The following is a 13,502-nucleotide window of genomic DNA, read 5'->3' as shown; positions in this document are numbered from 1 at the left end:
GGAGAAACAGGATGTTCAAGTTAGGTCTGACCGGAGGAATAGGCTCAGGCAAGACCCATGTCGCTAATTTATTGGCGAGCTGGGGGGCGACTGTGATTGATTCGGATTTGATTGCGCACCAGCTCACTGCGCCGGGCGGAACAGCGATCGAGGCTATTCGCCATGCTTTTGGCGCTGGGCTGATCGACGAGAATGGCGCTCTTGACCGGGGTCGGATGCGTGAACTGGTGTTTGCGGACGCCCGTCGCCGGATTGAGTTAGAGGGTATCTTGCATCCTCTCATCGCGAAGGAAGTTCTTCGCCAAGCCCATGAGGCAAAAGGGCTTTATGCTGTTTTTGTTGTTCCGTTGCTGATCGAGTCCGGACGCTGGCGCGATAGAGTCGATCGACTTTGCGTGGTTGATTGCGAAGAGGAGACGCAGGTTGCCCGCGTACAAGCTCGCAGTGCAATACCCATCGAGACAATCCGCCGGATTATGGCGGCGCAGGCGTCTCGGACTGAGCGTCTAAGTGCGGCTGATGATATAGTTTCCAATATGGCAACAACATCCTTGGCGGAACTTGAAAAACAAGTATTGGTCTTGCATAAAGCGTGGTGTAACCTAGCGAAGTCGGGCTAAAAGCGTTAAATCTACCGCAAATGCCGCATCGGCTTGGATGATAAGAACCAGTGATTCTTTTTGAATACCCATTTAATGAGCGAGTCCGTGCGCTAATGCGCCTGGAGTCTCTGCTCGATCGAGTGATGTTCTTTGCCAGGCCTGGCGATGCGCGGCACCATCAGGTCGCGCTCGCGGCATTGTTTGACTTGCTAGATGCGACCGAACGTACCGATATGAAAGGGACTGTCCTCCAAGATTTAGAGCGACAGCGAGGTGTTTTGCAGTCATTACGAGATCACCCTGGGGTGGAGCCGAAAACATTGGCTGACATGCTCGTAGAAATCGAGAGTGTCATTACCAACCTCAATGCTGCAGGTAAAACAGGTCAGGAACTCAGAGCCAATGAGTGGCTCAGTAGTTTGCGAGGACGCTTAGCCGTGCCCGGCGGTGGCACGCAGGTGGATATGCCTTCCTTTCATGCCTGGCAATACAGAACAGAAACGCAGCGTTGCACAGATTTGCAGCGTTGGATGTCTTCTCTCATGCCCTTGCAAGCAGGGATTAGTATGGTCATGCGCTTATTACGCGAGACGGGGAATCCTACGGATGCGGTCGCACCGCAGGGCGCTTATCAGCAAATGCTTGCTGGCAAAACCTATCAGTTGCTTCGCGTCTGGGTAGATGAGTCTGCGGGCGTTTTCCCTGAAATCAGCGCCAACAAATATATGGTCTGGATTCGTTACTCCTCACAGGATGGCGAACAGCGACCACAGGCGGTGAATCATGACGTCGCCTTCAAAATGACCCTTTGCGCCCTTTAGGGCCTGCTGGAATTCATATGTCTGAAAGTAATGTGGCAAGGTCAGCGTTTCGCTCACCCTTGATCTGGTTGATTATTGCCTTGGTGCTGGCGGGCCTTGGTTGGTGGCAGTTTGGCGATACGAAAAAAGTGGCACCAAAAGGGCCCCCTGCTGGAATGAGTGCAAGTACGCCTGTCAGAGTAGCTGCGGCGCGCCTGCAGGATCTTGATATTTACCTGCGTGGGCTCGGTACGGTGACCGCCTTAAACACCGTGACTGTGCGAAGTCGAGTGCAGGGTGAGTTGCTCGAGGTATTGTTTAAAGAGGGCGAGCAGGTCAAAGAGGGCACCTTATTGGCGTTGATTGATCCAAGGCCTTTCGAAGTCGCGCTCAATCAAGCCCTGGGAACGCAACAGCAAAATGTGTCGCAATATGAAAACGCTAAACGTGATTTGCAGCGATATCAGACCTTACGCAAACAAGACTCGATCGCTCCCCAGCTTCTAGATACGCAAGCAGCGCTCGTCAGAAAGTTTGAAGGCCAGATCAAAAGCGACCAGGCGACTGTTGATAACGCACGCCTTCAGTTGAGCTATACGCGCATTACAGCGCCTATCTCCGGCAAGCTTGGTTTGAGACGTGTGGATGCGGGTAACTTAGTGAACGCGAATGATCCAGTGGGTCTCGTCGTAATAACCGAGACTCAGCCCATTTCAGTTGTCTTTACACTTCCTGAAAATGATTTACCTGCGGTGCGACAGCCGATGCTCGCAGGACAAAAGCTCGAAGTCGATACTTACGATCGCGCGGATGCCAAGCGTTTGGCGCAAGGCATACTCATGTCCATTGATAATCAAATAGACATTACAACGGGCACGGTCAAGCTCAAAGCGGAGTTCAGAAACGCGGATGATGCTTTATTTCCCAATCAGTTCGTCAATGTTCGCATGAAGGTTAGAACGCTTAAGGGTGCGTTGACAATTCCCGCGAGTGCGATCCAGCAGGGTAATCGAGGTGCATTTGTTTACGTCATTGAACCTGAGGGTACGGCCTCTGTGCGTGTGGTAAAGGTGGGAGACAGGACCGCGGAGTCCTTGGTGATTCTCGATGGAATCAAAGCGGGCGAGCGCGTGGTACTAGAGGGTGTAGACCGTTTGCGTGAAGGTGCAAAGGTGCGCGTGATAGAGCCAAACAGATGAATATTTCCCGGCCATTTATTCTTCGGCCTGTCGCGACAACGCTTGCGATGATCGCGATGTTGTTGTGTGGGTTGATTGCCTATAAATGGTTGCCGGTTTCTTCATTGCCCGAGGTGGACTACCCCACCATCCAAACAACAACGTTTTATCCTGGCGCGAGCCCAGACGTGATGGCGGCCTTGGTGACTTCGCCGTTAGAAAGACAGTTCGGACAAATGCCGGGTCTACGCCAGATGTCGTCAAGTAGTACGACAGGCGCTTCTTCTATCACCCTACAATTTTCTTTGTCGCTGCCGCTTGATGTCGCGGAACAGCAGGTGCAGGCAGCGATTAACGCCGCGTCGAATTTACTCCCTAAAGAATTACCGGCACCGCCCGTCTACAACAAAGTGAACCCAGCGGATGCCGCTGTCATGACGCTTGCCATTACTTCGCCAACGGTCCCCTTACCTCAGGTGCGTGATCTCGTCGATACGCGTATGGCACAAAAAATATCGCAAGTCTCAGGCGTCGGTTTAGTGACGATCGCCGGCGGACAAAGACCGGCGATGCGTATCCAGGCTAATCCACAAGCACTCGCAGCCTACGGCTTGGCGCTTGCAGATGTTCGAACGGCCGTGGTGGCCTCTAATGTGAATCAGCCTAAAGGTACGCTTGACGGCCCGATGCGCTCAACCACGATCGATGCCAACGATCAGCTTCGAAACCCCGCAGATTATCGAGATCTCATTGTGGCGTATCGAAACGAGGCACCTTTGCGCCTCAGTGATGTCGCCGAGGTGGTGTTGGATGCGGAAGACTCACGTCTGGCGGCATGGGCTAACCAGCAGCCTGCAATCTTGTTGAACGTGCAGCGTCAGCCTGGCGCAAACGTGATCGAGGTGGTTGACCGCATTCAGAAATTATTACCCCAGCTTAGAGCGGCTTTGCCTGGCAACCTTGACGTCACGGTGATGTCGGATCGCACGCAAACAATTCGAGCCTCGGTTAAAGACGTTCAGGTTGAGATGCTGATCGCCATTGGCCTGGTTGTGCTGGTCACGTTTGTGTTTTTGCGAACCTTAACGGCTACGCTCATTCCTAGTGTCGTGGTGCCATTGTCGCTCATTGGTACCTTTGGCATCATGTATCTCATGGGTTTTAGCGTCAACAACTTGACCTTAATGGCTTTGACGATCGCGACAGGTTTTGTGGTGGATGATGCAATTGTCATGATTGAAAATATCGCTCGTTATCTTGAGCGCGGCGAAAAACCACTTCAGGCCGCGCTTAAAGGCGCCTCGCAAGTTGGATTTACCTTGGTGTCCCTGACCCTGTCGCTGATTGCGGTGTTGATTCCCTTGTTGTTTATGACCGAGGTCGTCGGACGCCTTTTTAGAGAGTTTGCGATCACCTTGGCGGTTGCTATTTTTCTATCGCTGATTATTTCACTGACGCTGACGCCGATGATGTGCGCCCGTTTGTTGCGTGCGGGCAATGAGCAGAAGTACGGCTGGATTGCTCGCAAAACACATGGTTGGATTGAAGCGCTCATCCGTAGCTATGCCCGCGGTCTGAAAATAGTGTTACGGCATCAGACGCTGACCCTCTTTGTCGCCGTGGGTACCTTTGTCTTGACTGCGCTTCTCTACTTGGCCGTTCCCAAGGGGTTTTTTCCTGCGCAAGATTCAGGACTGATTCAATTAGTCACGCAAGCACCTCAAAATTTATCCTTCGATGCGATGTCGCGGCGTCAGCAAGAGGCGGTAGGTGTCATTTTAAAAGATCCGACTGTGGCGAGTGTCGCCTCCTTTATTGGAATTGATGGCATCAATGAAACAGTCAATACCGGTCGAATTCAGATTGCATTGCGTCCTCACAATGAGCGTGATGAAAATGTGACCCAAGTCATTCAGCGCTTGGAAAACGAGTTGAGTCTCATGACGGGCTTGCGGTTTTATTTTCAGCCTGTTCAAGATCTAACGGTCGAGGATCGGGTGAGTCGTACCCAATATCAAATGACGCTCGAGGCGGCGGATGCCTCACTCTTGGCGCAATGGGTACCTAAGTTGGTGGATCAACTGAGGGTTCAGCCCGAGTTGACGGGCGTCGTGGATGATCTACAAGAGGATGGTCTGAACACATTCATTCACATCGATCGTGATGCTGCGGCAAGGCTGGGGGTGTCTGCGGCCGCGATTGATGATGCCCTCTATGATGCCTTTGGTCAGCGCCAGATTTCAACGATTTTTACACAATCCAATCAGTATCGTGTCGTGATTGAAGTCCCCGCGCAGTTTCGACGAGACCCGTCGTCTTTAGGTTCGGTCTATGTCAAGAGCAATTCGGGTAAGCCCATTGCGCTCAATACCATCGTCAAGGTCACGGAAGGTCGGACTCCGCTGGTCATTAATCGCTTGGATCAATTTCCTTCTGTCACGATCTCTTTTAATTTGAGTCCGCGGACGTCTTTGTCGAGTGCAGTCGATGCAGTGACACGCGCGACACAAGAAATCGGAATGCCCTTAGGTATACAAACTCGTTTTCAAGGTGCAGCACGCGCATTTGAAGCCTCTCTGTCCAGCACCTTGTTGTTGATTCTCGCGGCCATTATTACGATGTACATCGTACTGGGTGTGTTGTACGAGAGTTTTATCCACCCCGTGACGATTTTGTCGACCTTGCCCTCTGCTGCGATCGGCGCGCTGCTTGCCTTGTTGGTGACAGGACGCGATCTCGACATGATCGGTATTATCGGCATTATCTTGTTGATCGGCATCGTCAAGAAAAATGCGATCATGATGATTGATTTCGCTTTGGATGCCGAACGCAAGTCAGGGCTTTCGCCTAGAGAAGCGATCGAACAAGCCGCACTGTTGCGGTTTAGACCGATTTTGATGACCACGCTTGCCGCGCTGTTTGGTGCGATCCCACTGATGCTCTCGACCGGAACGGGCGCAGAGCTCCGTCAGCCTCTCGGCTTGGTGATGGTGGGTGGTTTGCTCGTGAGTCAGGTATTGACCTTATTTACAACGCCCGTGATTTATTTGTTTTTTGATCGGTTACGTCCGCACACGAAGCGGGCCCCAGATGCATCCGTGACGCCATGAATATTTCAGGCCCTTTCATCGTACGTCCGGTCGCGACGACGCTGATCTGGTTGGGCGTGGTATTGGCGGGTTGGCTCGCGCATGGTTTGTTGCCGATCGCACCGCTGCCGCAGATTGAGCTCCCAGTCATTTCTGTGCGAGCCAGTATGCCTGGGGCCAGTCCCGAAGTGATGGCTGCGACGGTCGCCACGCCTCTAGAACGTTCTCTCGGCACGATCGCGGGTGTGACGGAGATGACCTCGCGCAGTACGACAGGTCAGACGCGTATCACGCTTCAGTTCGATCTGAGTCGTGATATCAACAGTGCCGCCACAGATGTGCAAGGTGCGATTAATGCCGCACGCGCTTTGATGCCGAGTGGTTTGCAGGGCAACCCCTCGTATCGCAAGGCGAATCCTTCGGCCGCCCCCATCATGACCTTGGCGTTGACGTCTGCGACACTGTCTCAGGGACAACTTTATGACATTGCCTCGACGACGGTTCAACAAAAGCTTTCTCAAGTGCAAGGTGTCGGCGAGGTGCAGATTGGTGGAAGCACCTTGCCCGCCGTGCGCATTGAGCTCAATCCCGATGCTCTGGCGCAATATGGCGTTGCGCTGGAGGCGGTCAGAGCTGCGATCGCTGCGGCAAACTCGACAAAGCCTAAAGGGTTTTTGGAAAATGACAGTAATCGTTGGCTGATTACGGCCAACGACCAGCTCTGGAAGGCGGCGGACTACAGACCTTTGATTGTGTCGTGGCGCAATGACGCGCCTGTTCGGCTCTCCGATGTTGCCAAGGTTGAGGACTCAGTCGAGGACGTCAATAACATTGGTTATTTCAATCACCAGCAGGCGATTTTGGTGTTGGTGCGCAGCGAAGCCAAAGCAAATATTATCCGCACTGTCGATGAGATCCGCGCGGACCTTCCAATATTACGTGCCATGTTGCCCGCCGATGTGAATTTGAGTGTTGCCCAGGATCGTACGCCTAGTATTCGTGCTTCGGTCAAAGAGGCTGAACATACGTTGATCATTGCAATTGGTCTTGTGATGTTGGTGGTGTTGTTCTTTTTACGCAATTGGCGCGCTGCGTTGATCCCGACGGTTGCTGTACCGGTCTCCTTGATCGGTACTTTTGGTGTGATGTATTTGCTTGAGTATTCGCTCAATACGATGTCGTTGATGGCTTTGATCGTAGCGACGGGCTTTGTGGTCGATGATGCGATCGTGGTGATGGAAAACATCATGCGCCATCTCGAGCGCGGTGAATCAGTCAAGCGGGCCACTTTACGTGGGACGCGGGAAGTCGGATTTACGGTGTTATCGATGAGCATTTCACTGATCGCTGTTTTTATTCCAATTTTATTAATGGGGGGATTGCCGGGACGGTTATTCCGCGAATTTGCTGTGACATTGTCGGTCGCGATTTTGATTTCTATGTTTGTTTCCCTCACGTTGACGCCCATGATGGCCGCACGACTCTTAAAGCGAAAAGCCCCCGAGTCTGAGACGAAGACGCGCGTCAGTTGGTTTGAGCGGGCGTTGAAGCGCAGCATGGACGCGACCGTCAATGCCTACTCGCGGTCCTTGAATTGGGCGTTAGCGCATGGTCGTTTCATGATGCTGTTACTGGCCGCGACGGTAGGCTTTAATTTTTATCTGTATGGTGTGATCCCTAAAGGATTTTTTCCACAACAGGATACTGGCATGATGCTTGGATTCTTTTCCACCGATGATGGGACATCGTTTGAATCGATGAAACCCAAACTGGATCGGTTTCGTCAGGTACTAATGAAAGATCCAGCGATTAATACCGTCACGGCCTATGCGAATGGTCGGGGTGGCAGTAATACCAGTTTTTTAGCGGTTCAGCTTAAACCGTTGAGCGAACGCAAGGTGCCTGTGCGCCAAGTCATCAACCGCCTCAGGCCTCAACTCGCCAGCATTCCGGGCGCTAGGCTGTTCTTAATCCCTCAACAAGACATCAGGATAGGCGGGCGACAAACCAGTTCTCAGTATCAATACACATTGATGGCCAACGAGCTCTCTGATCTCAAGGAATGGTTACCGAAAGTGCAGCAAGCCATCGCACAGCTTCCTGAGCTTGTAGATGTAGATACGGATGTAGAAGATCGAGGGCGACAGGTTTCCATTGTGATTGATCGCGATGCCGCACAGCGACTGAATGTGCCGATGGCAAGTATCTCGGCGGTTCTGAACAACTCATTTAGTCAGCGCCAGATTTCGGTCATGTACGGAGAGAGAAATCAGTATCGTGTGGTGATGGGGGTCGCGCCGCGTTATGCTCAAGGCATGGAGTCGTTGAGCGATGTTTATGTTTTGAGTAAAAGTGGCCAGCGCGTACCGTTGTCCGCATTCGCAAAATTTGAAACCACCAATGCACCACTGAGTGTCCGGCATCAAGGTTTGTTGGCTGCCGATACGATTTCCTTTGATTTAGCACCCGGTGTGTCGCTCGGACAAGCGAATGCGGCGATTGAGCAGGCGGTTGCTTCGATCAATTTGCCAAGCGACAGGATTCAGGCGGGTTTTCAAGGGACCGCTGCAGCCTTGCAGAGTGCCCTGGCTAATCAACCTTGGTTGATTTTGGCGGCACTCATTACCATGTATCTGGTGCTAGGTATGCTGTACGAAAGCACCATTCATCCGCTGACAATTTTGTCGACACTACCGTCTGCGGGCGTTGGGGCCTTACTTGCTCTTTTATTGCTAGAGACGGAGTTCAGTCTGATCGCCCTCATCGGGGTGTTTTTGCTGATTGGTATTGTCAAGAAAAACGCCATCATGATGGTTGATTTTGCGCTGGATGCGCAAAGACGGCTTGGACTCTCCCCGCGCGAAGCGATTCATCAAGCGTGTTTGACACGTTTTCGGCCGATCTTGATGACGACGTGCGCGGCGATTTTCGGTGCCATGCCTCTTGTGTTTGCGACAGGAGCAGGCGTTGAGTTGCGCCAGCCGTTGGGCATTACGATTCTTGGGGGTTTGTTGGTGAGTCAGCTGCTGACGCTCTACACTACCCCTGTTGTGTATTTGTATTTAGATCGCTTCCGTCTGTGGCTTGCGGCGAGGTCTCTTTCGCGATCAGATACTCTTTCTTCTAGACCTGGATCGACACCTCTATGAAGTCTGGTTTGTTGCGTTCGTATGTCATGCGTTTAAAGCAGAGGTGTCGTCTGGCGGGCATGGCGAGTGTGTGCGGCCTTTCTTTGCTGCTGGCTGGCTGTATGGTGGGCCCGGATTACGTGCGTCCAACGATGGATGTCGGGACGCAGTTTAAGGAAACACCGGGATGGAAGGTCGCGCGTCCGGCCGCGAACGAGCCTCGTGGTCCCTGGTGGTCGATGTACAAGGATCCTGTACTCAGCGACTTGATCACGAAATTGAATATTTCCAATCAGAATATTGCGTTAGCCGAGGCGAGATTCAGGCAAGCTGTCGCGGTGACGCAGGGCGCGCGTGCGCCCTTGTTGCCCTCGCTTTCAGCGACGGCCAATACCACGCGCAGTGGTGGTGGCGTCTCAAGTGGCACGAGTGCCGCGATGACGGGTTATGGTTTGAACGCGCAGGCTATTTGGCAGCTCGACATTTGGGGCAGCATTCGCCGCAATATCGAAGCGACAGATGCGACCGAACTCGCATTGGCCGCAGATGTATCGGGCGCTCGGCTCACGGCACAAACCGCGATGACGCTGGCGTACTTGCAGGTACGCGTGCTGGACGAGCAGCAGCGTTTGTTGGCGGCAACGGTAACGGCCTATGAGCGCGCACTCAAACTGACACAGAATCGCTACAACGCAGGGATCTCTGGGCAGGGTGATGTCGCGGTCGCGAGCACCCAGCTTGCGAGTACACGTGCGCAACTCATCGATTTAGAGCAACAGCGGGCTGTCTTTGAGAATGCAGTGGCAGTTTTGCTTGGACGGCCTCCCTCTACGTTTTCGATTAAAGCCGAAAAAGTACCTCTCATTCCTCCCGCTGTGCCCGTGGGTTTACCTTCAGAGTTGTTGGAGCGTCGTCCGGACATCGCCGCTTCTGAACGGCGGACTGCTGCCGCGAACGCGCAGATTGGCGTGGCGACGGCAGCTTGGTTTCCGAGTCTCACGCTCAATGCGAGTGGAGGGTTTCGCAGTAACGATCTCACGCAATGGTTTAGTGCGCCCGGCCAGATTTGGGCCCTGGGTCCACAGCTCGCCGCCTTGATTTTTGATGGAGGCGCGCGTCAAGCGCAAATTAATCAGGCGCGTGCGCAATTCGATGCTCAGGCGGCGACTTATCGTCAGACGGTATTGACGGCCTTGCAAGAAGTAGAAAATGCGATGGTGCAAATGCGCGTCTTCGAGCAAGAAGAAGTCGTGCAAAAGCAGGCGGTTCAATCCGCTCAGCAATCATTAAGACTGGCGCGCAATCAGTACGATCAGGGTTTGATTGACTATTTGAGTGTCGCGGTGCTTGAAACCACCGCACTCAACAACGAACGCACCTATATCACTCTGGTGGGCAATCGTTTTGCTGCGAGTGTGAGACTCGTTGCTGCTTTGGGTGGAGGTTGGTCCGCAGAAGACCTCAAGAGCCTCGATGACTCAGGCAATCCATCCGCGAATCCCAGCAAAGCCGTGCCCACCAACTGATTGGGCGTGCGCAAGCGTGGCGGCGGACTGGCCACCTAAAGCAAAAACGGGCAAACCTGCCTGAGCATTGAGTTGGGCGAAGCTGTCCCAGCCGATGCCGGGATGTTCTGGGTGCGAGGCGGTCGGTAGAACCGGCCCTAACACGGCAAAATCAGCGTCGAGTGTGCGTGCGTGTTCGAGCTCGGCGAGGTTGTGCGTGGAGACGCCCACACGCTTGCCCTTGTCCAATATCGGCCGGTTTGTCAGGGTTGCGGCATCTTGGGAGCGTAGATGGACACCATCGGCTTCATGCCACCAGGCCTCGGGGTGAGCGCTGTTGATTAAGACACGAGCGCCAACAGCATGGCAGCGGGCAAGCATGGTTTTCAGGGCTTGATGCAGATCCTGTTGTGCGGGACCGCCCGGCCAGCCTGGCTCGCGCCATTGAAACAGCTTGATGCCTGCTGCGAGTCCTTGGTCTAGCTTGTTTAAAAACTGGGGAAACTGCTCGGGTGATCCGGCCGAGGAAATCGCATAAATGTTCGGGAGTTGTAGCCAGCGCAGGGGAGGGTAGGTCGCGGGTAAAAGCTGGGGGACGTCTTGAGCAGTGTCGATGGGTACCCAGCGCAGTAATTGTCCCTCCAAACCTTGCGGCTCGCCTGACCACTCGGTGACGCGACAAAAGGCGAGTCGAACGGTGGTGGTGGGGTACTTGTGCACATAGGTCACCCAGGGGGTAGTCTGGGTGACGGTGATGCCGATTTCTTCTTTTAATTCGCGAGTCAGTGCTTGTTGAACGGATTCGCCCGCTTCGAGCTTGCCCCCAGGAAGCTCCCACCAGCCAGGCCAAGGTTTATCGGCTGGGCGGTTGCCTAAAAGCACCGTGCCATCGGGTCGCAGTAAAACGCCTACTGCGACGTCAATGATTTTCTCAGGCATTGCGGGCAGCCCAGTCGCGGGCGAAGTGCCAGGCGATACGGCCTGAACGTGAGCCGCGTTCGAGCGCCCATTGCAGCGCTTCGGTACGTGATTCAAGGATGCTTGCTTCTGAGCATCCTAAGGTGCGGAGCCAGTGATACACGATGTCCAGGTAGTCGTCCTGGCGGAAGGGGTAAAAGGACAGCCACAAACCAAAACGCTCTGAGAGAGAAATTTTTTCTTCGACAGTTTCACCAGGGTGCAGTTCGCCGTCCGCGCCGTGTTTGGCCTGGAGGTTTTCACTCATGTACTCGGGCATGAGGTGGCGACGGTTGGAGGTCGCGTAAATCAGGACGTTATTGCCGGCAGAGGCAGCCGAGCCGTCCAGAACGGATTTGAGTGCTTTGTAGCCAGACTCGCCTTCTTCGAAGGACAGGTCATCGCAAAATACGATGAATTTCTCGGGGCGCTGAGCCACGAGATCAACAATATCAGCCAGATCACTCAAGTCAGACTTGTCGACTTCAATGAGACGTAGGCCACGATCACCGTAGGCGGTGAGCATGGCTTTGACGAGCGAGCTTTTACCTGTGCCGCGCGCGCCGGTCATGAGGACGTTATTCGCAGGCTTACCCTCGATGAAATGACGCGTGTTGCGATCGATGACTTCTGTTTGACGCTCGATATGCTGCAGGTCTTCGGTATGAATGAGCGAAACGTTGGCGATTGCATCGAGCCAGCCATGCGAGGTCCCGCGTTTACGCCAGCGATAGGCGCGCGCGTCCCAGTTTGTGGCAGGTGGCGCGGGTGGTAACCAAGCCTCGAGTTGAGTGAGAACGCGCGTGGCGCGTGCGAGCAGGTCGGCCATATCCTGGCTCGTTGTATGCGTAGGAGCGGTCATTAGGATCTGTAATCTGCGTTGATGCTGACGTATTCATGCGAAAAATCGCAGGTGTAAACGGTGTCGGAAATCGTGCCGCGACCCAGCGCGATGCGCACGAGGATTTCGGACTCTTTCATGATGCGTTGGCCATCGGCCTCTTGGTAGTCTGGATTGCGTCCGCCTTGGGTGGCAACCAGTACATCGCCGAGCCAGAGCTTGACGCCGCTGACCTCGAGATCGGTGATCCCTGCGTAGCCAATCGCGGCCAGAATACGGCCTAGATTTGGGTCGCTGGCAAAAAAAGCGGTCTTGACCAGTGGCGAGTGCGCCACGGCATAGGCGACTTGCAAGGCCTCTTCGGTGGTTTTTGCTTCTTCGACGCGAATAGTCATGAATTTGGTCGCGCCTTCGCCGTCACGCACGATTTTTTGGGCCAGATCGGCGGCTGCGTCTGCCAGCGCGGCTTTAAGTGCCGCGTAATGAGGATGTGCGGCGCTGTCGATGTTCAAGCCACTCTTGCCTGTGGCAATCACAATGAAAGAATCGTTGGTCGAGGTGTCACCGTCAATCGTGATGCGGTTAAAAGACACATCGGCGAGTTCTTTGGCGAGCTGATTGAGAAGGGGTTGGGCGATGCCGGCGTCGGTTGCCAGATAGCTCAGCATGGTCGCCATGTTGGGACGGATCATGCCGGCGCCCTTGCTGATGCCGGTAATGGTGATGCTGCGGTCGCCCAAACTCACGCGTTGTGAGTGAATTTTGGGCTGGGTGTCGGTTGTCATGATGCCGTGCGCAGCCGATACCCAGTTGTTTTCACTGAGATTTTTAAGCGCACCAGGCAGGCCTGCCTTGATGCGGTCAACGGGTAGCGGCTCGAGAATGACGCCCGTGGAAAAGGGCAGAATCTGCTTGCTGTCGAGCTGCATGAGGGCAGCGAGTGCCTGACAGGTTTCGTTGGCAGCTTGCATCCCTGGCTCGCCGGTACCGGCATTGGCGTTGCCCGTGTTAATCACCAAAGCACGAATCGGGCCTGCGCCGGCTAAATGCTGCTGGCAGACGAGAACGGGGGCAGCGCAAAAACGGTTGCGGGTAAAGACGCCTGCAACGGTTGAGCCAGGGCTCAAGCGAAAGACCGTCAAGTCGCGGCGGTTTGCCTTGCGAATGCCGGCTTCGGTGACGCCGATTTCGACACCGGGGACGGGAAATACCGCTGCATCGGACGGGATATGTAAATTAACGGCCATGTTTGATCTGCTAATAAGGAGTTGAGCAAAGTATCATTATCACCTGTTTTTCATCTCGCTGAGCGGGTCGGAAGCGTTGCACAAAGGGGCTCACCTGCTACTATTTGCGCTGCAGTAGCAACCCCCTTTTTTGCCCAAAGCAGGGCAACTGATCG

Annotated in this window: 9 protein-coding genes; 6 read left to right on the top strand and 3 right to left on the bottom strand. The window is 54.1% G+C overall.

Features of this window, described 5'->3' with window-relative positions; genetic code table 11:
- Nucleotides 1–11 precede the first annotated feature (11 nt).
- The 6 genes from coaE to AC8GE9_RS15230 are packed head-to-tail and all read left to right on the top strand — an operon-like array spanning nucleotide 12 to nucleotide 10,323.
- A complete protein-coding gene (gene coaE, locus AC8GE9_RS15255) occupies nucleotides 12–620 on the top strand; it encodes a dephospho-CoA kinase (RefSeq protein WP_506678021.1) in 609 nt (202 codons plus the stop codon).
- Nucleotides 621–670: 50 nt separating this feature from the next.
- Nucleotides 671–1,423, top strand: coding sequence for a cell division protein ZapD (gene zapD, locus AC8GE9_RS15250; protein ID WP_506678020.1), 753 nt, complete (start codon nucleotides 671–673; stop codon nucleotides 1,421–1,423).
- Between the two features lie 17 nt (nucleotides 1,424–1,440).
- Entirely contained in the window at nucleotides 1,441–2,601 is a 1,161-nt protein-coding gene (locus AC8GE9_RS15245) for an MdtA/MuxA family multidrug efflux RND transporter periplasmic adaptor subunit (RefSeq protein ID WP_506678018.1), read from the top strand.
- Nucleotides 2,598–5,690 (top strand): multidrug efflux RND transporter permease subunit, encoded by a 3,093-nt coding sequence (locus AC8GE9_RS15240; protein ID WP_506678017.1) that lies wholly within the window; start codon nucleotides 2,598–2,600, stop codon nucleotides 5,688–5,690. The genes AC8GE9_RS15245 and AC8GE9_RS15240 overlap by 4 nt, the downstream gene beginning before the upstream one ends.
- Nucleotides 5,687–8,818 carry an efflux RND transporter permease subunit gene (locus AC8GE9_RS15235; protein ID WP_506678015.1) on the top strand — a complete coding sequence of 1,044 codons (3,132 nt, stop codon included), beginning with the start codon at nucleotides 5,687–5,689 and terminating at the stop codon, nucleotides 8,816–8,818. The genes AC8GE9_RS15240 and AC8GE9_RS15235 overlap by 4 nt, the downstream gene beginning before the upstream one ends.
- Nucleotides 8,815–10,323 carry an efflux transporter outer membrane subunit gene (locus AC8GE9_RS15230; protein ID WP_506678013.1) on the top strand — a complete coding sequence of 503 codons (1,509 nt, stop codon included), beginning with the start codon at nucleotides 8,815–8,817 and terminating at the stop codon, nucleotides 10,321–10,323. The genes AC8GE9_RS15235 and AC8GE9_RS15230 overlap by 4 nt, the downstream gene beginning before the upstream one ends.
- On the opposite strand, the gene AC8GE9_RS15225 is transcribed toward AC8GE9_RS15230, so the two are convergent.
- The 3 genes from AC8GE9_RS15225 to argJ are packed head-to-tail and all read right to left on the bottom strand — an operon-like array spanning nucleotide 10,276 to nucleotide 13,347.
- Nucleotides 10,276–11,241, bottom strand: a complete 966-nt coding sequence (locus AC8GE9_RS15225) for a Nudix family hydrolase (RefSeq protein ID WP_506678089.1) — start codon at nucleotides 11,239–11,241, stop codon at nucleotides 10,276–10,278. The two genes, AC8GE9_RS15230 and AC8GE9_RS15225, sit on opposite strands and share 48 nt — an antisense overlap.
- Nucleotides 11,234–12,121: an ATP-binding protein gene (locus AC8GE9_RS15220; RefSeq protein WP_506678011.1), complete on the bottom strand. Its 888-nt coding sequence runs from the start codon at nucleotides 12,119–12,121 to the stop codon at nucleotides 11,234–11,236. The genes AC8GE9_RS15225 and AC8GE9_RS15220 overlap by 8 nt, the downstream gene beginning before the upstream one ends.
- Nucleotides 12,121–13,347 carry a bifunctional glutamate N-acetyltransferase/amino-acid acetyltransferase ArgJ gene (argJ, locus tag AC8GE9_RS15215; RefSeq protein WP_506678010.1) on the bottom strand — a complete coding sequence of 409 codons (1,227 nt, stop codon included), beginning with the start codon at nucleotides 13,345–13,347 and terminating at the stop codon, nucleotides 12,121–12,123. Before argJ ends, AC8GE9_RS15220 begins: the two co-directional genes overlap by 1 nt.
- Nucleotides 13,348–13,502 lie beyond the last annotated feature (155 nt).

This window comes from Zwartia lucis, assembly GCF_965234455.1.
Classification (GTDB): domain Bacteria; phylum Pseudomonadota; class Gammaproteobacteria; order Burkholderiales; family Burkholderiaceae_B; genus Zwartia; species Zwartia lucis.
The sequence above is the reverse complement of the archived record's forward strand: the minus strand, read 5'-3'. Positions and strand labels throughout refer to the sequence as shown.